20 protein-coding genes are annotated in these 20,737 nt (G+C 62.4%); 11 read left to right on the forward strand and 9 right to left on the reverse strand.

The features are described from left to right. Genes L8K08_RS27045 through L8K08_RS27060 form a run of 4 tightly spaced genes read left to right on the forward strand, consistent with a single transcriptional unit; the run spans position 1 to position 3,202 of the window. A complete protein-coding gene (locus tag L8K08_RS27045) occupies positions 1-879 on the forward strand; it encodes a metal ABC transporter substrate-binding protein (RefSeq protein ID WP_242201250.1) in 879 nt (292 codons plus the stop codon). Continuing rightward, positions 876-1,304 carry a phosphoribosyl-AMP cyclohydrolase gene (gene hisI, locus L8K08_RS27050; RefSeq protein WP_242201252.1) on the forward strand — a complete coding sequence of 143 codons (429 nt, stop codon included), beginning with the start codon at positions 876-878 and terminating at the stop codon, positions 1,302-1,304. Before L8K08_RS27045 ends, hisI begins: the two co-directional genes overlap by 4 nt. After that, positions 1,301-1,861 (forward strand): DapH/DapD/GlmU-related protein, encoded by a 561-nt coding sequence (locus tag L8K08_RS27055; RefSeq protein WP_242201254.1) that lies wholly within the window; start codon positions 1,301-1,303, stop codon positions 1,859-1,861. The genes hisI and L8K08_RS27055 overlap by 4 nt, the downstream gene beginning before the upstream one ends. A 3-nt stretch (positions 1,862-1,864) precedes the next feature. Further along, the gene (locus L8K08_RS27060; RefSeq protein WP_242201257.1) at positions 1,865-3,202 is read left to right on the forward strand and encodes a dihydroorotase; all 1,338 of its coding nucleotides are present in this window, start codon (positions 1,865-1,867) and stop codon (positions 3,200-3,202) included. On the opposite strand, the gene L8K08_RS27065 is transcribed toward L8K08_RS27060, so the two are convergent. Continuing rightward, entirely contained in the window at positions 3,199-3,720 is a 522-nt protein-coding gene (locus tag L8K08_RS27065; RefSeq protein WP_119741192.1) for a DUF3617 domain-containing protein, read from the reverse strand. The two genes, L8K08_RS27060 and L8K08_RS27065, sit on opposite strands and share 4 nt — an antisense overlap. Before the next feature lie 131 nt (positions 3,721-3,851). Here L8K08_RS27065 and cls point away from each other — a divergent pair, with 131 nt between their 5' ends. Further along, positions 3,852-5,291 carry a cardiolipin synthase gene (gene cls, locus L8K08_RS27070; RefSeq protein ID WP_242201261.1) on the forward strand — a complete coding sequence of 480 codons (1,440 nt, stop codon included), beginning with the start codon at positions 3,852-3,854 and terminating at the stop codon, positions 5,289-5,291. A gap of 136 nt (positions 5,292-5,427) precedes the next feature. On the opposite strand, the gene cfaB is transcribed toward cls, so the two are convergent. The 8 genes from cfaB to L8K08_RS27110 all read right to left on the reverse strand — a co-directional run bounded on the left by cfaB (position 5,428) and on the right by L8K08_RS27110 (position 14,600). Then, complete coding sequence (cfaB, locus tag L8K08_RS27075; protein ID WP_145158346.1) at positions 5,428-6,612, reverse strand: C17 cyclopropane fatty acid synthase CfaB; 1,185 nt, start codon at positions 6,610-6,612, stop codon at positions 5,428-5,430. Positions 6,613-6,699: 87 nt separating this feature from the next. Continuing rightward, positions 6,700-7,488, reverse strand: coding sequence for a DNA-binding domain-containing protein (locus L8K08_RS27080; protein WP_242201263.1), 789 nt, complete (start codon positions 7,486-7,488; stop codon positions 6,700-6,702). Continuing rightward, complete coding sequence (locus tag L8K08_RS27085; RefSeq protein ID WP_242201265.1) at positions 7,479-8,324, reverse strand: DUF692 domain-containing protein; 846 nt, start codon at positions 8,322-8,324, stop codon at positions 7,479-7,481. Before L8K08_RS27085 ends, L8K08_RS27080 begins: the two co-directional genes overlap by 10 nt. A gap of 66 nt (positions 8,325-8,390) precedes the next feature. Continuing rightward, positions 8,391-8,645: a hypothetical protein gene (locus tag L8K08_RS27090; protein ID WP_145158355.1), complete on the reverse strand. Its 255-nt coding sequence runs from the start codon at positions 8,643-8,645 to the stop codon at positions 8,391-8,393. A gap of 116 nt (positions 8,646-8,761) precedes the next feature. Further along, the gene (locus L8K08_RS27095) at positions 8,762-10,648 is read right to left on the reverse strand and encodes a cation-translocating P-type ATPase (RefSeq protein WP_242201267.1); all 1,887 of its coding nucleotides are present in this window, start codon (positions 10,646-10,648) and stop codon (positions 8,762-8,764) included. Next, positions 10,645-11,679 (reverse strand): protease modulator HflK, encoded by a 1,035-nt coding sequence (locus L8K08_RS27100; protein ID WP_169367886.1) that lies wholly within the window; start codon positions 11,677-11,679, stop codon positions 10,645-10,647. The genes L8K08_RS27095 and L8K08_RS27100 overlap by 4 nt, the downstream gene beginning before the upstream one ends. Further along, positions 11,676-12,665: a protease modulator HflC gene (locus L8K08_RS27105; RefSeq protein WP_242201298.1), complete on the reverse strand. Its 990-nt coding sequence runs from the start codon at positions 12,663-12,665 to the stop codon at positions 11,676-11,678. The genes L8K08_RS27100 and L8K08_RS27105 overlap by 4 nt, the downstream gene beginning before the upstream one ends. A gap of 9 nt (positions 12,666-12,674) precedes the next feature. Then, positions 12,675-14,600: a protease modulator HflK gene (locus L8K08_RS27110; protein ID WP_242201269.1), complete on the reverse strand. Its 1,926-nt coding sequence runs from the start codon at positions 14,598-14,600 to the stop codon at positions 12,675-12,677. 317 nt (positions 14,601-14,917) lie between these two features. Between L8K08_RS27110 and L8K08_RS27115 the strand changes: the two genes are divergently transcribed. Genes L8K08_RS27115 through L8K08_RS27140 form a run of 6 tightly spaced genes read left to right on the forward strand, consistent with a single transcriptional unit; the run spans position 14,918 to position 20,598 of the window. Beyond that, the gene (locus tag L8K08_RS27115; protein ID WP_242201271.1) at positions 14,918-15,535 is read left to right on the forward strand and encodes a CDP-alcohol phosphatidyltransferase family protein; all 618 of its coding nucleotides are present in this window, start codon (positions 14,918-14,920) and stop codon (positions 15,533-15,535) included. 10 nt (positions 15,536-15,545) lie between these two features. Then, positions 15,546-17,300, forward strand: coding sequence for a bifunctional alpha/beta hydrolase/class I SAM-dependent methyltransferase (locus L8K08_RS27120; RefSeq protein ID WP_242201274.1), 1,755 nt, complete (start codon positions 15,546-15,548; stop codon positions 17,298-17,300). A 2-nt stretch (positions 17,301-17,302) separates the two neighbouring features. Continuing rightward, complete coding sequence (locus tag L8K08_RS27125; protein WP_242201276.1) at positions 17,303-18,601, forward strand: phosphatase PAP2/dual specificity phosphatase family protein; 1,299 nt, start codon at positions 17,303-17,305, stop codon at positions 18,599-18,601. Beyond that, positions 18,591-19,034, forward strand: coding sequence for a hypothetical protein (locus L8K08_RS27130; RefSeq protein ID WP_242201278.1), 444 nt, complete (start codon positions 18,591-18,593; stop codon positions 19,032-19,034). Before L8K08_RS27125 ends, L8K08_RS27130 begins: the two co-directional genes overlap by 11 nt. 9 nt (positions 19,035-19,043) lie before the next feature. Further along, on the forward strand, positions 19,044-19,664 hold the full coding sequence (locus tag L8K08_RS27135) for a lysophospholipid acyltransferase family protein (protein WP_214247381.1): 621 nt from the start codon (positions 19,044-19,046) through the stop codon (positions 19,662-19,664). Between the two features lies 1 nt (position 19,665). Then, a complete protein-coding gene (locus L8K08_RS27140) occupies positions 19,666-20,598 on the forward strand; it encodes a phosphatidate cytidylyltransferase (protein ID WP_106575956.1) in 933 nt (310 codons plus the stop codon). Positions 20,599-20,737: the final 139 nt, after the last annotated feature.

Genomic DNA, 20,737 nt, shown 5'->3' on the forward strand with positions numbered 1-20,737 from the left:
ATGCGCGCTCTACTCGTGATGTTCAGCCTTTTGCTGCCCTTGTCGATGGCTCAGGCCGCCGACAAACTTCAAGTGGTGACCAGCTTCAGTATTCTGGATGACATCACCCACCAGATCGGTGGCGATCACATCCAGATCAGCAACATGGTCGGCCCGGACGCCGATGCCCATACCTACGAACCCACGCCGGACGACGCCAAGGCGCTGCTCAAGGCCCGGGTCATCATCAAGAACGGCCTTGGCTTCGAGCCCTGGCTGGACCGCCTGGTGACCAGCACCGAAACCAAAGCCACGGTCGTGACCGCCAGCAAAGGCGTGATCTCTCACACCATGGAAGAAGACGGCGAAACCATCCCCGACCCGCACGCCTGGCATAACCTGGCCAACGCCGAAATCTATGTGAACAACATCACCAAGGCGTTGATTGCCGCCGACCCGGCCAACAAAGCCGATTACCAGCGCAACAGCCAAACCTACCTGAAAGAAATCTACCGCCTGCTGGCCGAGGCCAAGACCCGGTTCGGCGCGCTGCCACCGGGCAACCGTCGCATCGTCACCTCGCATGACGCCTTCGGTTACCTGGGCCAGGCCTATGGCATTCAGTTCCTCGCGCCCCAGGGTCTGTCGACTGAACGCGAACCGTCTGCCGCCGAAGTCGCGGCGCTGATCACCCAGATCCGCAAAGACAAGGTCAAAGCCGTGTTCATGGAGAACATCAAAGACTCGCGCCTGCTCAAGCAAATTGCTGACGAAAGCGGCGCGCAAATCGGCGGCACCTTGTACTCCGACGCCCTCGCCGCCCAAGGCCCGGCCAGCACCTTTACCGGGCTGTTCGAATACAACCTCAACACCCTGTGCGCGGCCCTGAGCAAGCCATGACCCTGAGCATGCTCGACCTGGAAGAGGCTGCCATGGGCCGCCGCTTTCCACTCCACACCGTGCTCGACGCCGTGGCGTGGAACAGCGACGGTCTGATTGCCGCCGTCGCCCAGCAACACGGCAGCGGTGAGGTGTTGATGCTGGCCTGGATGAACCGCCAGGCCCTCACCGAAACCCTGGCCACCGGGCAAGTCTGCTATTGGTCGCGCTCGCGCAGGCAGCTGTGGCGCAAAGGTGAAAGCTCCGGCCACTGGCAACAGTTGGTCGAGGCCCGGCTGGATTGCGACGGCGACGCCGTGCTGCTGATCGTCGACCAACAAGGCCCGGCCTGCCACACCGGCCGGCCCACCTGCTTCTACAACGCCATCGACGGCGCCTTCGTTCACATCATCACTTCGCCCCTAAAAAAGGAGCCCGCTGCATGATCCGCAAGAACCCTTCCGGCGATCTGCCGGTGATTGCCGAATCGGCCTACGTGGATAAAACCGCGATCATCTGCGGCAAGGTCATCATCGGCGAGAACGTCTTCGTCGGCCCTTACGCCGTGATCCGCGCTGACGAAGTCGACGCCACCGGCGACATGGACCCGATCACCATTGGCGCCAATTCAAACATTCAGGACGGCGTGGTCATCCACTCCAAATCCGGCGCGGCGGTGACCATTGGAGAATTTACCTCCATCGCGCATCGCTCTATCGTCCACGGCCCCTGCACCGTCGGCGACCGCGTGTTCATCGGCTTCAACAGCGTGCTGTTCAACTGCGCCGTCGGCGATGGCTGCGTGGTGCGCCACAACTCGGTGGTCGACGGCCGCGACTTGCCCGCCGCGTTCTACGTGCCCTCCACCACCCGCATTGGCCCGAACACCAACCTGTCGCAATTTCCGCCGGTGAGTGTCAGCGCCTCAGAGTTTTCTGAAGACGTGGCGCGCACCAATGTCGACCTGGTGCGTGGTTACAAAGCCCTGCAAAACGAGTTCTGAATCATGAGCCGCCTGCTGATTCGCAATGCCCGCCTGGTGAATGAAGGCTGGGAGTTCGATGCCGATGTACTGGTCGCCAATGGCCGCATCGAGAAGATTGCCGCCAGCCTCGAAGGCTACAACGAGCCGGTGGAAATTGACGCCCAGGGTCAATGGCTGCTGCCAGGCATGATCGACGACCAGGTGCACTTTCGCGAACCTGGCGCGCCCGACAAAGGCAGTTTTTACAGTGAATCCCGCGCGGCGGTGGCCGGTGGCATCACCAGTTTCATGGACATGCCCAACACCCACCCTGCCACCCTGAACCTGGAAGCCCTGGCCGATAAGAAGCGCCGCGCCGCGTTGCACTCGGTGGCCAACTACGGCTTTCACTTTGGTGTGAGCAACGACAACCTGGACATCGTCGCCGCCCTCGATCCGCGTGAAGTGGCCGGTGTGAAAGTATTTATGGGCGCCTCCACCGGCAACATGCTGGTGGACGACCCGCGAATTCTCGAGCGGCTGTTTGCCGAAGTACCGACCATCCTTCTCGCCCACTGCGAACACACGCCGAGCATCCTGGCGAATGAGCAGCGCCTGCGTGAGCGCTTCGGCGAGCACATTCCCGCCGTCGCCCACCCGCTGATCCGGGATGCCGAAGCCTGTTTTCGCTCATCGTCTTTTGCGGTGGAACTGGCCCAGCAACACGGCACGCGCCTACACGTGCTGCACCTGACCAGCGCTCGCGAGTTGGCCCTGTTCGAAGACAAGCCTTTGGCCGAGAAACGCATCACTGCCGAGGTTTGCCTGCACCATCTGCTGTTCGATGACCGCGACTATCACCGTCTTGGCCACCAGATCAAATGCAACCCGGCGATCAAGACCCGCGCTGACCGCGACGCGCTGCGCATGGCCTTGCTGAGTAATCATCTGGATGTGATCGGCAGTGATCATGCGCCGCATACCTGGGCGCAAAAACAGTTGGGCTATCGCGAAGCGCCGTCAGGCCTGCCATTGGTGCAGCACGCGCTGCCGGCGTTGTTGGAGCTGGTGATTGACGGGCATTTGCCGCTGACCACACTGGTGGCAAAGACCAGTCACCGTGTGGCCGACCTGTTCGCGATCCCGGATCGAGGCTATCTACGTGAGGGTTATTGGGCCGATCTGGTGCTGATCAAACCTGAGCCCGAAGGCAAACCCGTCAGCAGCCAGCCGATTCTTGCACGCTGCGGCTGGACGCCCTTTGCCGAGCGCAACTTTCGCCACAGCGTCAGCACCACCCTGGTGTCCGGCCACCTGGCTTGGCACAACGGCCAGGTGATCGACAGTTGCCAGGGGCTGCCCCTGCACTTTCTGCGTTAAGCGCGGGGTTTGACCGTACCGCAATCGTTGCCCAGCCATTGGGCGTGAGTGTCCAGGCTGCCCTTCTGCTGAACGCCGGTGGCATTGAAGGTACCGTTGACGGTGGTGGTGAATTCCTGCTGGCTCTGGAAGGTCGCAACGCCAGTGCCCTGGGCTTTCGGGCAGCTGAAACGGAATTTCCACTGGTTACCGGTTTTGTCGGTCACTTGCTGTTTGCAGCCCGATTGCGGGTCGGTCAAGGGAATGGAATCAGACGCGACCTGGGCAGGCGTCAGGCAAACCTGCACGCCTTTGCCGGCCATGGTGATGCCCTGTTTTTCGAGCATGGCGCGCTGTTCGGGCGTCATCTGTTGCTTGAGCTGACCGAGGATCAGCGACAGGTCGGGCAAGTCCTGGTTATCGACTTTCATATTGCTGGTGGTCAATTCCCACAAGCCCGGCGCCAGCATCTGCGCCTGAGCCGCCACGGGCAGCGTCAATCCAACAACCATGGCCAAACCAAGCAGACGAGCATTCATCGGGTAACTCCTGGGTAATTGTGGGCGTTAGACGCTGCAAAGGCGCCAGTGTTGCACGGGAAATAAAATAGCGACATTCGTCGTCGAACATGGTCTGTTAGGGCACTGGATTGCCTGGAGTGATGTCGTTCATGGATTTTTTTGGCCCGCACCTGCTCGCCTACTTCATTGCCACGCTGCATTTTCTCGGGACGCTCGCCGCGATCCACGCGGTGCTGACCGTCAGGACCGCCCAAGGCTCGATCGCCTGGGCCTTGTCGCTGATGTTCATGCCTTACCTGACGCTGATTCCCTACCTCATCTTCGGCCGCAGCACCTTTGACGCGTACATCCAGGCGCGTCGCCAGGCCAACCAGGAAATGCACACCGCCATCACCGCGCTGAACTGGCGCCCGTGGGTCGAAGAAGCCCTGACAGCGCGCAACTCCCACGCCTATGCGTCCTTGCGCGCGATGCCCAAATTGGGCCGCATGCCGTGCCTGGCCAACAATGACGTGCGCTTGCTGATTAATGGCGATGCCACGTTCAGCGCGATTTTCGCCGCGATTCGCCAGGCTAAGACGGCGGTGCTGTTCCAGTTTTTTATCATTCATGACGACGATCTTGGCAGGCAGTTGCACACCCTGCTGAAGGAAAAAGCTGCCGAAGGTGTAGATATTCACGTGCTCTACGACCGCATCGGTAGCCATGCCCTGCCCCACAGCTATGTGCAGTCGCTGCGCGATGCCGGGGTCAAAGTCAAAGCGTTCGCCACCCGCAGTGGCTGGCTCAATCGGTTCCAGGTCAACTTTCGTAACCACCGCAAGATCGTGGTGGTCGACGGCCTCACCGGCTTTGTCGGCGGGCATAACGTCGGCGATGAATACTTGGGCAAAAAACCGCCACTGGCGCCGTGGCGCGACACCCACGTGCAGGTTACCGGCCCGGTGGTGGCGTGCCTGCAGGAGTCGTTTGCCGAAGACTGGTTCTGGGCCGCGCGCGAGCTGCCGCCGCTGATCCTGCCTGACGCCTACCCCGAAGACGGCGTGCTCTGCCAACTGCTCGCCAGCGGCCCGGCCGATCCTTATGAAACCTGCTCGCTGTTTTTCGTCGAGGCTATCCATGCCGCGACCGAGCGCGTGTGGATCACCAGCCCGTATTTCGTCCCCGATGAAGCGGTGTTCGCCGCTCTGCGCCTGGCGGTTTTGCGCGGGGTCGATGTGCGCCTGCTGCTGCCGTCGCGGCCTGATCACCGTATCGTCTACGCCGCCTCCAGCCTCTACGCCATCGAAGCCGTACGCGCTGGCGTGCGCGTGTTCCGCTACAAGCCGGGCTTCCTGCACCAGAAAGTGGTGCTGGTGGACAGCGAAATCAGCGCAATCGGCAGTGCGAACATGGACAACCGTTCGTTCCGGCTGAATTTTGAAGTGATGTTGCTGACGGTCGATGAAGCGTTTGCCAGCCAGGTGGAGCAGATGCTGCTGGACGACTTCGCACAAGCCCATGAAGTAAGCCACGAAGAAAGCCGCGAGACCCGCCGCCTGCAACAGCTGGGCATGCGAGTGGCGCGTTTGATCTCACCGATTCTCTAACAAACAACACACAAACAAATGTGGGAGCTGACTTGCCTGCGAAAGCGGTGTATCAGTCGACCCATCTGGTCCTGATACACCGCCATCGCAGGCAAGCCAGCTCCCACAGTTTTTTTGATCTGCAGTGTGCTGAAGATCAGCGGTAGATATCTTCCCGCGTCCACGGCAGTTCATGGCTGCCATCAGCGTGAGGCTTCACTGCCAATATCTGGTGCAAGTTGATCCAGCCCCGCGCAAACGCATACGCGCACCCGGCCAAGTACAGCCGCCAGATCCGCAACGCTTGCTCCGGCACCATCTTGGCGGCCGCTTCGAGGTTGTCTTCCAGGCGTTCACTCCAATGGTCCAGCGTGCGCGCGTAATGCAGGCGCAGGCTTTCGACGTCGACCACTTCCAGCCCGACTTCGCTGATTTCCGCCGTCATCATCGCCAGGTGCGGCAGCTCGCCGTTGGGGAACACATATCGCTCGATAAAATCGCCGGCGCCACGGCCTACGGGGCGACCGTCGGTGTGCTTGGCGGTGATGCCGTGGTTCATCACCAGGCCGCCTTCGCGCACGGCGCCAAACAGCACCTTGCAGTACTCCGCCAGGTTGGCGTGGCCGACGTGCTCAAACATGCCCACGCTCACCACCTTGTCGAAACGACCGTCCTGCGGCAGATCGCGGTAGTCGAGCAGTTGCAGGTCTACCTGGTCTTCCAGCCCCTCGGCCTTGACCCGTTCACGGGCCAGCGCCAACTGTTCTTTGCTCAGCGTGATCCCAAACACTTTGACGCCGAACTCGCGCGCCGCAAAACGCGCCAACCCACCCCACCCACAGCCGACGTCGAGCAAATACTCGCCTGGCTGCAGCCGCAACTTGCGGCACAGGTGGCGAAATTTGTCTTGTTGGGCCTGATCGATGGATTCGCTGCCGGTTTCGAAATAACCGCAGGAGTACGCCATGTCCTGATCCAGCCACAGCTGGTAGAACTCGTTGGACAGGTCGTAATGGTAGGAAATGGCGGCGGCATCAGTGGCCTTGTCGTGGATCGAGCGTACCGGACGACTCTCCTCGTCGTCTTCAATCAGGGCGTGACTCAGTTCGTCACATACTCGGATTACTTCGCTGATGGAGCCTTCCAGCTCCAGTCTGCCCTCGACGAAGGCTTCGCCTAATGAGTCCAGCGTTGGATGAGTCAGGCTGGACACGACCGTGGGGTCCTTTACCACGATCGTCACACTGGGCTCGGGGCCCAGGTTAAATTCATGGCCGTCCCAGAGTCGAAGACGCAGCGGTAGCTTGAGATTCTGTAAGGCCGGTGGAAGTTGCGCGAGCATGAGTAGTCCCCCCTTGTTTCAGACGTCTGGAGTGAGGGTAGACCATCCGAAGACAAAGTAGGAGGCTATCGATTTGATAGCACTTAACTATGAGGCTCGATGCTCGAGCAAACCGTCCTGGATCCACTGTTTCAGCCAGGTCACCGCTTGCAGTGGCGCCCCCTCTCCATAAGTGACTGCCAACCCTGTGCACAGTTCTGAAAAATTCCAGCCGGTGGTCACCATGCCCGCCAGCGCGCAGGCTTCAGCCGGCTCAAGGCTGCGGTAATGGCACACATTCTGGTGACGCCACACCAGGCACATCTGCGCCAGCTCCAGCGCCTGGCTATTAGGGAAATCCGACTCATCCTTGCTGGCCCGCCAAATCGCCACGCTATTGAACTGACACAGCACCTGTTGCACCGAAGGCGCCAGGGCTACCTGCAAGCCCGGCCAGTTTTCGGGGGCCAGCTGCGCCATGTCATTCAGACCCAGCGGCTCACCCTGCGGCGCATCGAACGCCAAGGTAAACGCCCACTCCAACCGCGCCAACTCGGCCAGCGGCGCGCTGTGCTCTTGCACCAGATGCTCGACGAGAAACGCCGGGAACCGCTCGCCCAGCCAACGCAGGCTGTAATGGGCCGACGGATAGCGGCGCACATAGGCGTCCGTCAGTAATGCAAACTCGTCGTCACCCAGCCAATACCGGATGGCGCCGAAGTCATGCCGCAACACCTCCTGAAGACGCGACACATAGGCGTTGTGGTAAATCGCCAGGCCCGTGTCCACATCCAGAGTCGGCCCACCCAGCAAGGTCGCGGCAAACCCACTGTTGGCCACCGAGCTTTCGGACAATAGATGCTGCTCAAACGCCAACTGCCAGTCGATCAGGCGCATAACGCCCTCCTGGCCAACGCACTGGCGCCCAGTTCACGGGCCTTGCTCAACTCGGCGAGCAGCTCTTCGAACGGCGGGAAATGGTCATCGCGCTCCAGCAATGTCGACACCGGCCCCAACAGCTCCAGCGTCTGTTGATACAGCGCCCATACCGGATCGCACACCGGGTGATCATGGGTATCGACCACGTAGTCGCCGTAATCCCTATGCCCGGCCAAGTGCAGTTGGCGGATGCTTTCAGGCGGCAGGCTGCGGATAAACGTCCAGGCGTCGAAGCCGTGGTTACGCGAGCTGACATACACATTGTTCACGTCCAACAACAGCTGGCAGCCGGTCAGGTGGGCCAGGGCCCTGAGGAATTCCCACTCGGTGAATTCGTCGGCCTTGGAACGCACATAGCTGGAAACGTTTTCCAGCACCAGCGGACGCTGCAAGACGTCTTGCACTTGGCGCACGCGGCCGGCCACGTGGTAGAGACTTTCTTCGGTGTAAGGCAGCGGCAGCAGGTCATGCAACTGATGGGCGTTGCCGCGGCTCCAGCACAGGTGATCGGAAACCCACGCCGGCTGAATGCGCTCGGCGAGCTGCTTGATGTGTTTCAGGTAATCGATATCGAGGGCATGCGGCCCGCCGATGGACAGGGACACACCGTGCATCACCAAGGGATAGCGCTCGGCTATCGCATCCAGGTAGTACAAGGCTTTACCGCCCTGGACCAGATAATTCTCGGAGATCACTTCAAACCAATCCACGGCCGGCGATTGTTCAAGGATCTGCTGGTAGTACTCACTGCGTAAACCCAGGCCGTAACCCAGACTTGGAAGGGACGCGGACATGACTCACTCCAGGGCAAAGTGTCCGCAGCGGTGGGGGGCGTCCGCTGCGGGTGCACTCGGTGCCGGTTACTCGCCGACGGTGCCGCCAGCCTTCATGCAGGCAGCAGCGGAGGGCTTGGCGAGGAAGCCCTGGCCTTTGCAAGAACCCTGACCTTTGCAAGCATGGTCCTTGGTTTTGCAGTCGTTCTGGCCTTTGCACGCGTTGATACCGTAGCAGTGCACAGCCGTGTCAGCGGCTTGAGCCTGGGTCACAACACCAGCAAACAGGGTAGCGGCGGCCATCGCAAGGGCGGCACCAGCAGCAGCGGATTTGAAGTTCATTTTTAGAGTCCTCATGATCGGTAGGGGTGCCGGTCTGAACGGAGTGTTCAGTCTCGACATACCACTAGAGTGAGGACCCTTATCGGCGTTACAGCTGTATGCAGATATTTCTGAAATTATTCTTCAAGCTTCAAAAGTGGCTCCTGAAAGCGCAGCAAACGCCCGGCATTGCCCAATACCAGCAAGGTGCTCAAGTTATGCAACACCGCCGCAATCATGGCGCCGGCCGCGCCCAGCCAGCCAAACGCGGCAAACACCACGATAGCCAGCGTCCAGCCCAACCCGATGATCACGTTGACCTGCAACGTGTGGCGGCACTGGCGACTCAAGCGCACACACGTGCCCAGGCGCCGCAGGTCGCTGCCGATCAACACCACATCCGCCGACGCCAGCGCGATGTCCGCACCGCCCGCGCCCATTGCCACACCGACCACGCCCGCCTTGAGCGCCAGCGAGTCATTGATGCCATCGCCGACGACCATTGGCCGAAAGCCACTGCCGATTTCCCCAAGCACGCGGTTGAGCTTGTCTTCCGGCAGTGCCTGGGCTTCGACGTCGCTGATACCGACATCCAGCGCCAGGCTGTCGGCCACGCTTTGACGGTCACCGGTCAGCAGCAGTTGGCGGCCCAGGCCCAAGTCGCGCAGTTCCTGCAGAGCCTGGCGCGCTTCCGGCTTGACGCTGTCGGCGAGCAACAGCCAGGCGAGGAACTGGCCGTTCAGCGCCAACCCGGCAATCGGGCCGTCATGATCAGGGACGCGGGTGGTCACGATGCCCAATTGCTCAAACAACTCCGGGCGCCCCAAGGCCGCTTCGCCCTGCTCGGTCTGCGCCACCACGCCCAGGCCCTGGCGTTCGCGAATATCCGTCAGCCCCAGCATTTGTTCCTGCGTTGCCAGCCCCGCCAACGCACGGCTGACCGGGTGGCTGCTGGCCGAACCCAGGCTGGCGGCAAGATTCAACAACACCTGCCGATCCGGCGCCGTGGTGTCGATGGATTGCAAACGCAGCGTGCCAAACGTCAGCGTGCCGGTCTTATCCACAACCAGCGAGGTGAGGTCCGCCAACTCCTCGAGAAATGCCGAGCTGCGAATCAAAATTCCGTGCCGCGCCGCCACTGCAATCCCGGCAATCGCCGTGGCCGGCGCCGACAGCACCAAGGCGCATGGGCACGCCGCTACCAGCACGGCCAACATCGCCTGGGCGTCATTGGTCACAAACCAGGTCACCGCCGCCAGCAGCAACACCAGCACCATATAGCTGCCGGCGTAACGCTCCAGCAGCCGCGTGATCGGCGGCTTGGAACGTTCGGCGTTCTGCATCAGCGCAATGACTTTGCCCAGAGTCGATTCGTTACCGGTGCGCGTCACTTCCAGGCGCAGCAAGCCGTCGAGGTTGATCGCGCCACCAAACACCTGCACGCCCACGCTGGCCTCCAGCGGCACCGACTCACCGGTGATCGGCGCCGTGTCCAGGCTCGCCTGGCCCGACAGCACTACACCATCGGCCGGCACGCGATCACCGGCACGCACTTCGACGACATCGCCAGTGTTCAGCGTGCCGTTATCCACTTCCACAATGCTGCCGTCGGCCTGCACCAACCGCGCATGGCTGCGGGTCAGTTTGCCCAGGGCATGAATCGCTTCCTGGGAGCCAATCACGCTGCGCTCTTCCAGCACGTGGCCGAAAATCATGATGATCGGCAGCAATGCAGCCGTCAGCAGATCGCCCGTGGCCCACGCGCCGATCATCGCCAGGGCGATCAATTGGTCGGTGATGCCATGCAGGCTCGGGTAACGCAGGCTGTACCAGGCCGAACGCATCACCGGCACGGCCACCAGCAAGGAAGCGACGCCGAGCAGCAGTTGGCTGACACCGCTCTGGTCCGGCGCCAGCCAGCGCCACACCAAACCCAATACCAGCAAGCCCAAGGCCAACATGGCCAGGGTCAATTGCCGGGCAGCACTGCGCTGCTCGGCGGACGTCAACATAGGTGCGCTCATTGTTCGGCTCCCTGGATGATCAAGCGGGAGTCGTCTTTGGGATCGACCGTGGTCACCGAACCGGCCTGGCCGAGAATCTTCGGCAAGCGTTCGCGGTACAGACGCAGCATGAGGCCCGGGTCTTTGACCTGGGCCAGGCTGGCGACGGTGGCCGTTTGCGCTTGGGCATTGGCCAGGCGTTCGCTGGCTTGGGCGTGGGCCACTTGTACGACTCGGTCAGCCTCCTGATTGGCGGCTTGGGTGAGTTTTTCCGCGTCGGTGCGCGCATTGGCCACGGCTTTATCGGCTTGTTGGCTGGCCGTCAGCACTGCGTTGAAGGCATTCACCGCCGGGCCCGGCAGGCTTGATTGCACATCGACACGCGTCACTTCGATGCCCAACCCCAAACCGGTGGAGGCCAAGTCTGCCAAGCGTTTATTGATGCCTTGCACCAGATCGCCGCGCAGTCGCTCACGGCGTTCGGCGGCGCCGTTATCGCTGCCGATCAATTCCGGGCGCGCCACCAAAATGGTGTCCAGGTCGCGCGCCGCCGCCAGCGCCACAGCGCTGCGCGTCACCAGGCGATCCAGCGCCGGCAGCACGTGCTCGCCCTGCAGCACGAACGCGTAGGGCTCGGTGACCTTGTAGAACACCCGCACATCCAGCTGCACCACACCGGCGTCGCCGGTCAGCAAGTAGCCGGAGCCTGCCAGCGCGTCGCTCAACGGCGCGGCAAAGGTGGCCACGCGGTCGGCCTGGGTCGCCGCGTCGGAACGCAGCAGGTTCTCCACCCGACGCTCAATCACACGGTCGGCTGCCGGCAGCAATACCACCTGCTCGAACGGCTGCGGCCACGCCAATAAAAGGCCGGCATTTTGAATACGGTCCAGCGCGCCGAAGTGCAACACCACGGCGCGGTTCTGCGGGTCGATCTGGCGCACATTGGAAAACGCCCAGGCCAACGCCGCCAACACCGTCACCGCGTACAGCGCCAGGAAGGTCAGGCGCCCGGCCTGGATCCATGGGCTGTCCGGGCTGTCACGCTCACTCATGGCTGAACATCCTTCGGCCCGTCCACCAGTGCGCGGAACGGCGCGGCGTCAGTGCGCAGGATGATTTTGGTGCCCGGCGTCACCACCGTGCCCAAGGTGTCCAGCGAGCGCAGCAGGTTGTACAGCTGCGGATTGCCGGCGTAGGCACGGCCATAGATCTGCGCCGCTTCGACCCGCGACTGCGCCTCGATATCGGCGGCTTTCACCGTGGCATCGGCCTGCACGATGCGCGCATCACGTTCGGCGGCGGAGCGAATCTGCGCCGCTTCACGTTTGCCCACGGCGGTGCGTTCGGTGGCGATGGTCTCGCGCTCGGCGCGCATGCGGTCAACGGTGGCGGTGAGGGTGACCGACGGCAAGGTCAGACGCTCGACACCGACTTGCGCCACGCGCACGCCATAAGTGGTGAGCAATTGTTGATCAATCTGCTGGCGCAACTGTGCCTCAAACTCAGCGATGCGCACTTGGCTGGCGTCGGTGTTGACCAGGCTGGACAGGTCAAAGCTGGCCGCAGTGGTCTCCAGCGCCGAGCCGACGAAGGTGCGAATCTGCCGCGCGGCTTCATCTGGCTGGTTCTGCACCGCGCGCATAAAGCGCTGCACATTGTCGGCATCGCCCTGCACCTGCCAAGCCACGTAGGCCTGCACGATAATCCGCAAGCCATCGCGGGTGCCCACGTCCTGCAAACCGCTGGAGGTGGTGCGCAGGCGCAGGTCCACCGGGATCGCCGCTTCGAACGGCGCCGGCCAGCGCCAGCCCAGGCCTGGCTCCAGCAGCACCCGCGACGGGTTGCCGAACCGCGTAATCACCGTGGCTTCGCCGGAACGCACCTGCACCAGGCTGGCAGCCGCCACCGCAAACAGCACCAGCAACACCGCCCAGGCCATGCGCCGCCAAGGAAACGGGCCAGCGGCTTGTTCATCACCGTGGTGGTGATGGTGGTGGCCGTGATGATGACCATGATCGTGAGAATGAGCGCTCAACAGACAGACTCCTTATTGAACGGCTTTACGCGGCGCCATAGGGTCGGCCGGCAAGGTAAAAGAACGCAGATCGATCGTCGGTGCGCCGTCGGCGCCCAGGCGGTGATCCAGAATAAGCAGCTTGGCGTGGGCCAGGCCTTGGCTGAGTTGGCCAAGGTACTGTTCCAGCACGAATGCCTGGCCAGCGGTGGCGTAGGCTTTTTGTTCGGCGCTGAACCGCAGGTCGGCCGCTTGCGCGCCAGCATTCACTTCGCGCGCGGTGGCCAACGCCTGATCGCGGGCAGTGCTGGCTTGCAGCAAGGCCTGGTTGGTCTGTTCGCTGGCAGCGCCGCGTTCGCGGGAGATCAGCGCCTGGGCGCCGATCTGCGCAGCCTGCACGGCGTGGTAGGCATTGGCAGCGCCAGCCGGTGGGTGAATCGCTTCGACCACCGTGGCCAGAACCTCCACGCCGCTGTTGAGTTTCTGCAAGTCCGCCTGCACCGAGCGGCCGATTTCGTCGGCCAGTTGGGTGCGTTGCTCACCGAGCAATTCGTCGAGCGTGCGCGAGGCAAAGTCGTGCACCAGGATGCGGCTGGCGGTGCTGCGAATCAGCGTCGGCACATCGGCGCTGTTATAGGTGGCGGCCAGCGCCGCCTGATCGGTCAGGCCAATGCGGTAGACGAACCGCACGTCCATATTGACGATCTGGAAGCTCTGTTTGTCGCCGCTGCTGCTGGCGATCACTTGGGATTTGTCATTCACATGGCTGGCGTCCCACAACCGGTTGGCGATCGTCGGCGCCGGGCCTTCGGCGGCGGCCAGCTCCGGTGTGGCCGCCTCGCTGACGCTGGTAGCGAGTTCATGCACCACGCCATTTTCGACAGTGATGACGCGGCCCAACGGCCACGGCAATCCGGCATGCAGGCCAGGGCCGAACACCGCCACTGGTTTGCCGAAGCGTTCATACATCCCACGGCCTTGCAGGGGCACTTCGTGCACGCCGGTCAGCGCCCAGCCTACGGCCAATACCACCAGCAGCACCGGCAGGAATGCCCGGCGCATGTAGGTAAACGCCCAGATCTGGCGCAAATCGATACCGAAGCGGTTGTGCAGCTCGTGCTGCAGCGCCTGCAAGGGTTGTGGCGGCCAACGCAGCAAACCGGCAATAAAGCTTTGCGCCATCAAGCGTGGTTCGAGGCGCGGCTGGCGTGGGCTGAACAGCGACAGTACGGCCCTGAGCAAAAACTCCACGGCGACCAGCCCCGGCAGCAGGCCGATCAACACGGCCAGGCGCAAGGGCCATACAGATTGCGCGCCGGCAAACAGCAGGCAGATCGCGCTGACCACCAGGCACGCAATCGCCACCCGGCTTAATTGCGCCAGCTGTGAGGCTTCCGGCCACTGCGCAGCCGTTTCCTGCGCCAGGCGGCGCTCGAACACCAGCAAACCAAAGGCCAATGCCAGCCCCAGCGCGGCGCCAATGCTTGCCGATTGCCCCACGGCTGCAGCGGGCAGTGCCAGGTTCCAGAATTCGACAATGCTCAACAGTGCCAGCAACGACCAGCCACTCAACCACAGCACCGGCGCGCCAATCTGCGCCAGCAGGCTGCTGCCGAAACGTCCGGCAAACCGCGCGTACCCGCCCGTGTCTTCAAGCCGCGGCTCGATCAATTCCACCGTCGGCTCTTCCAGCGCCTGCGCCCGCCAATCGGCGACCCACCACGCCGATTGCAAGCCGGCCACCAACACCAGCAAGGCCGACGCGCAGTTGATCAGCACCACCGGCCAGATCGACAGCGGCGCAAACAGGGCGACAAACAACGCCAGCACCCAAGCGCAAACGGCCAGGGCCGTCAGGCTGATGCCGGCCTGGCGCAATCGACGGGCATGAAACAGCCCCTGCTGAAAACGCGGCAAGCCTTCAACCGAAGCGCCGTCAGCTTCTAAATCCACTTGCATCCACTCACGCCCGTTTGTACACAATTCGTTACGATATAACACGCGACGTGAAATTTTCGTTCGAAAACAACCTGGTTGAACCCTACCGAGAATCCCTGTGGGAGGGGGCTTGCCCCCGATGACGGTGTATCAGCTGAAGATCAGCTGGCAGCCCCACCACTATCGGGAGCAAACCCCTCCCGCATGTGTACGTCATTACCTTCGAGACCGTGACTAACCCCCCATAAACACGAGCCATCACTGGTGCAGCCGCCGATTAATCGGCACACTCCAAAACAGTTTTTCGCGGGTAAACGGACAAGGAAGCGTCACCTCCCATGATTTCGATCTATCAGCTCAAACCGCGTTTTCAAAACTTACTGCGCCCACTCGTGCAGCGCCTCTACGACAACGGCACCACGGCCAACCAGATCACCGTGCTGGCCGGCGTGGTGTCCTTGCTGGTCGGCCTGCTCATCGCAGGCTTTGCCCAACACCTCTGGCTGTTTGCTCTGATCCCGTTGTGGATGATCCTGCGCATGGCTCTTAACGCCATCGACGGCATGCTCGCCCGGGAATTCGGCCAGCAGTCGCGGTTGGGCGCCTACCTCAATGAATTGTGCGACGTGATCGCCGACAGCGCGCTGATCCTGCCCTTTGCGCTGATCCCCGGCGTGAGCCTGGCGCCAGTGCTGCTGGTCACGTTGCTGGCGGTGTTCAGCGAATACGCCGGTGTGCTGGGGCCCATGGTCGGGGCGTCGCGGCGCTACGACGGGCCGATGGGCAAGAGTGATCGCGCGTTTGTACTGGGTGTACTGGCCGCCGGCGTGGCGCTGGGCTGGCTCGGCGCGGGTTGGGTCAACGCGGTGATGTGGCTGGTGGCGGCGCTGCTCGCCTACACCTTGGTCAACCGCGTGCGCCAGGGTCTCAAAGAAACGACGTCCCCTTCTGCATAAGGAATTTGCGATGCGTGAACAGCAAGAGCACAGCTTCAGTACCCACGATGGCGTCGAGCTTTTCTACCGGCACTGGCCGGCCACTGCGCCGCTTGGCGATGAGCCGCGCAAGGCGATCCTGCTGTTCCATCGCGGCCACGAGCATTCGGGGCGCATTGCCCACCTGGTCGATGAACTGGACCTGCCGCACTTCGACTTCTTTGCCTGGGACGCCCGTGGCCACGGCCAGTCGCCCGGCGCGCGCGGCGACAGCCCAAGCTTCGCCACCAGTGCCCGCGACGTGCAAACCTTTCGTGACCACATCGGTGCCACTTACGGCATCGAAGAAGACAATTGCGCGGTGATCGCCCAGAGCGTCGGCGCGGTGATCGCAGCCACGTGGGTGCACGATTACGCGCCGAAAATCCGCGCACTGGTGCTCGCCTCCCCGGCGTTCAAGGTCAAGCTCTACGTGCCGTTCGCGCGGCCAGGCCTGGCGCTGATGCGCACATTTCGCGGCAACTTTTTCGTTAACAGCTACGTCAAGGCCAAGTTCCTCAGCCATGACCCCGAGCGTGTCGCGTCTTACGACAGCGACCCGCTGATCACCAAGGCGATCTCGGTGAATGTGCTGCTCGGCCTGTACGAAGCTGCCGACCGCGTTGTCGCCGATGCCCAGGCGATCCAGGTGCCGACCCAGCTGCTGATCTCCGGCTCCGACTTTGTGGTGCACCGCAAACCCCAGCAGCAATTTTTCGACCGCCTGGGCAGCCTGAAAAAAGAACTGCACATCCTGCCCGGCTTCTTCCACGACACCCTCGGTGAACGCGACCGTGCCGTGGCCGTGAGCAGCGCCAGGCGCTTTATCCTGCAGAACTTTGCGCACCCGCTGGACCGCGCCTCATTGCTCGACGCCGACAAGCTGGGCGCCACCTGCGCCGAGTCCGAATCCCTGGCCGCGCCGCTGCCGCGCAACTCTTTGCGCGACCTCTACTGGCGCATGACCCGCGCCAGCATGGGCCTGGGCAAGAACCTCTCGGACGGGGTCAAACTGGGCTTTGACACCGGCTTCGATTCCGGCAGCACACTGGATTATGTGTACCGCAACAAACCCACCGGCAAAGGCGGGCTGGGGCGGATGATCGACACCAACTACCTCAACTCCATCGGCTGGCGTGGCATTCGCCAGCGCAAGCTGAATGTCGAAGAGCTGTTGCGCCTGGCCATGGCCAAGTTGCGTAGCGATGATCGCCAAGTGCGCATTGTCGACATCGCTGCGGGCCATGGCCGCTACATTCTCGAAGCCTTACAGGGCGTATCGCCGCTGCCGGAGTCGATCCTGCTGCGCGACTACAGCGACATCAACGTGCGCGACGGTGGCGCGCTGATTCGCGAAAAAGGCCTGGGGGATATTGCGCAGTTCGTCAAAGGCGATGCGTTTGATCGCACGGACCTGGCGGCGCTCGACCCCAAGCCGACCTTGGCGGTGGTGTCCGGGCTGTATGAATTGTTTGCCGATAACGCCATGGTCGGCGGTTCGCTGGCCGGCCTTGCCGAAGCCGTGGAGCCCGGCGGTTACCTGGTGTACACCGGCCAGCCGTGGCACCCGCAGCTGGAACTGATCGCCCGCGCGCTGACCAGCCATCGCCAGGGCCAGGCCTGGGTGATGCGCCGTCGCAGCCAGGCGGAAATGGATCAACTGGTCGAGGCCGCAGGCTTTCGCAAGATCACTCAGCGTGTGGACGAATGGGGCATTTTCACGGTGTCTCTGGCACAGAAGATCTGAGCATGCGCGAACCCGGTTTATTGAAACCTGCGGTCCTGTGGTTGCTGCTGTTGGCGCCGCTGTTTTTCAGCACCTACGGCTTTGCCACCTGGGTCACCAGCCAGCGCAGCGACGTCGGCACGCTGGTGTTCGGCTGGGAAACCCATATGCCGTTCTGGGCCTGGACCATCGTGCCCTACTGGTCCATCGACCTGCTCTACGGCTTCTCGCTGCTGCTGCCCACTAGCCGCCATGAACTCAAACAACACGCGCTGCGCCTGCTGACCGCTCAGGTGATTGCCGTGAGCTGCTTCCTGATCTGGCCACTGCGGTTCACCTTTGAACGGCCGGCGCTGGATGGCGTATTCGGCTGGCTGTTTGCCGTGCTGGCAGGCTTCGACAAACCGTTTAATCAGGCACCGTCGCTGCACATCGCGCTGCTGGTGATTCTGTGGGTCATGTACCAGCGCCACAGCCAAGGCTTCTGGCGCTGGGTGGTGCACGGGTGGTTCGCGTTGATCGGTATTTCGGTGCTGACCACTTATCAACATCACTTTATCGACTTACCCACAGGCGCCCTCGCCGGCTGGCTATGCGTGTGGCTGTGGCCGCTGGAGCACCCGAGCCCGCTGTTGAATGCGCGGCTTACGCGGGATCGAAAACGCTGGCGGCTGAGCGTGCGCTACGGCCTGGGCGCGCTGGCATTGGTGATTGTCGCGTTAACACTCGGCGGTTGGTGGCTGTGGCTGCTGTGGCCGGCGGTTTCCCTGGGTTTGATCAAGGCCAATTACTTGGTACTCGGCGCGCCGGGCTTTCAAAAACGGCTCGACGGCACGCTGACGCCTGCCGCGCGCTGGCTGTATGCGCCTTACCTCGCGGCCGCGTGGCTCAACTCACGCCTGTGGACACGCAAGCATCCACAGCCCGACCTGATTGTGGATAACGTCTGGCTCTGTCGAATACCCGCCGCACGCGAGCAAGGTTCATTCAAGGCGATCGTCGATTTGTGCGCCGAATTGCCGATTAATCCACAGGGCCGCGCTTATGCATGCGTCCCCGTGCTGGACCTGATTGCGCCGACACCCGCCGAATGCCTGCAAGCCGCCCAAGCCATTGAGCGCCTGCGCGCAAGCGGGCCATTACTGGTGTGCTGCGCCCTCGGTTACTCACGCAGCGCCACGGCCGTTGCAGCCTGGCTGCTGCACAGTGGGCGCGCCACAACCGTGGACGAGGCACTGGCTATTATTTGTACAGCGCGGGCCCATGTGGTCCTGCACCCCGCTCACCGCGAAGCTTTGGAGGGTTTAGCCCATGCCCGCTGATATGGAACTCCAGGTGGTCGCCAGCCTGCTGCGCCGTGGTCGCTCGCTGGATCAGTTATCCACAGGCCTGACGCTGCTCGGCGTGCTTTTCGGCCTGGCCCAGTTGCTGATGGCGAGTGTCGCGCCAATCTGCCTGCTGCTCAGCCTGTGGATGATTGTCCTCGGGCTGCTGCAAAAGTACTGGGCGCTGCGCGTCGCCTTCGATGCCGACCTGTTCGCGCTGCTCGCTCGCGACACCGAGCGCACCCCCGACCTCGACCAGGCCCTGCAAACCCTTGGCCTGCAATCGGCCAAGCGGGCCGGCCGGCCCTGGACCGAACGCCGTCGCGGCGCCCTCAAACTGCTGCGCAAGCAGGCCTGGCTGCTGGGCGCACAAATGCTGCTGACCCTGGCCGTGATCCTCGCCAGCCCTTGGCTACCTTTCGCCGGATAAGGAATTCCCATGTTCGAACCTGTGGTTGCCACTCTGATCACCTCAATGGCCCGCACCGTAACCGGCGCCCGCAGCCTGTGGCTGGGGTGCGCGCCGGTGCCGGTGCAGCGCATCTATTTCGCCAACCACAGCAGCCACGGCGACTTCGTGCTGGTGTGGGCGTCGCTGCCGCAGAACCTGCGCAAATTCACGCGCCCGGTGGCCGGCAGCGATTACTGGAACAAAAGTGCGCTGCGCCGTTACATCATCAACCGCGTGTTCAACGGCGTACTGATAGATCGCGAACGCAAAGACCCTGTGGATAACCCACTGCAGCCTATGCTTGCCGCCTTGGAAGGTGGCGACTCGCTGATTATCTTCCCCGAAGGCACGCGCAATCTCGAAGACGGCTTGCTGCCCTTCAAGAGCGGCCTGTACCACCTGGCAAAAAGTTACCCACAGGCCGAATTGATCCCGGTGTGGATCGCCAACCTCAACCGGGTCATGCCCAAGGGGCGCGTGCTGCCGCTACCATTGCTATGCACCACCAGCTTCGGTGCGCCACTGCAATTGGAAGATAACGAAGACAAAGCCGCCTTCCTCGCCCGCACCCGCGACGCCCTGCTTGCCCTTGCCCCGGAGCATGTCTGACATGGATAGCCAAACCCTGATGTTGTTCGGCGGGATCGGCGCCATCCTGGTGCTCGCCTCGCTGATCGGCCTGATCCTCAAGTTGCGCACCCGCGGTACGCCAAATGCGGTCGTCGACAACCTCAACGCCCGTATCAACGCCTGGTGGGTGATGGTCGTGGTGATCGGCATCGCCTTCTGGCTGGGCACCGGTGCGGTGATCCTGCTGTTCTACGCGGTGTCGTTCTACGCCCTGCGCGAATTTCTCACCCTCACCCCAACCCGCCGCAGTGACTACCCGGCGCTGGTGGCCGCGTTCTACCTGGCCTTGCCGCTGCAATACCTGCTGATCTATTCCGATTGGTACGGGCTGTTCTCGATCTTCATCCCGGTGTACGTGTTCCTGCTGCTGCCGATCCTCGCTTCGCTGGGGGGCGACAGCACGCACTTCCTGGAGCGCGCGTCGAAGGTGCAATGGGGCCTGATGATTGCGGTGTTCTGCGTGTCCTTCGTCCCGGCCCTACTGACCCTCGACATTCCTGGCTACGAAGGTCGCAACCTGTTGCTGATCGCCTACCTGGTGATCGTGGTGCAGCTGTCGGACGTGCTGCAATACGTGTGTGGCAAGCTGTTCGGCAAACACAAGATCGCGCCCAACCTGTCGCCGTCCAAAACCGTCGAAGGTTTCGTCGGCGGGATTCTGCTGTCATCCCTGATCGGCGCAGCGCTGTGGTGGACCACGCCCTTTAATCCGTGGCAGTCGTTTTTGATCGCACTGCTGATCAACCTGCTGGGCTTTGCCGGCGGCATTGTGATGTCGGCGATCAAGCGCGACCGAGGCGTGAAGGATTGGGGCCACATGATCGAAGGTCACGGCGGGATGCTGGACCGGCTGGATTCGGTGTGTTTTGCCGCGCCGATTTTCTTTCACCTTGTTCGCTACTGGTGGACCTGAGAAATACCACCTCAAGCTCAACGCGGACCAACTGTGGGAGCTGGCTTGCCTGCGATGGCGGTGGGTCAGCAACCCATTTGTTGACTGAAACACCGCTATCGCAGGCAAGCCAGCTCCCACAGTGGTTTTGCGGTGTTTT

The sequence above is a fragment of the Pseudomonas sp. TREG-RG-20F-10-E-6-01 genome, assembly GCF_022662455.1.
In the GTDB taxonomy this organism is placed as follows: domain Bacteria; phylum Pseudomonadota; class Gammaproteobacteria; order Pseudomonadales; family Pseudomonadaceae; genus Aquipseudomonas.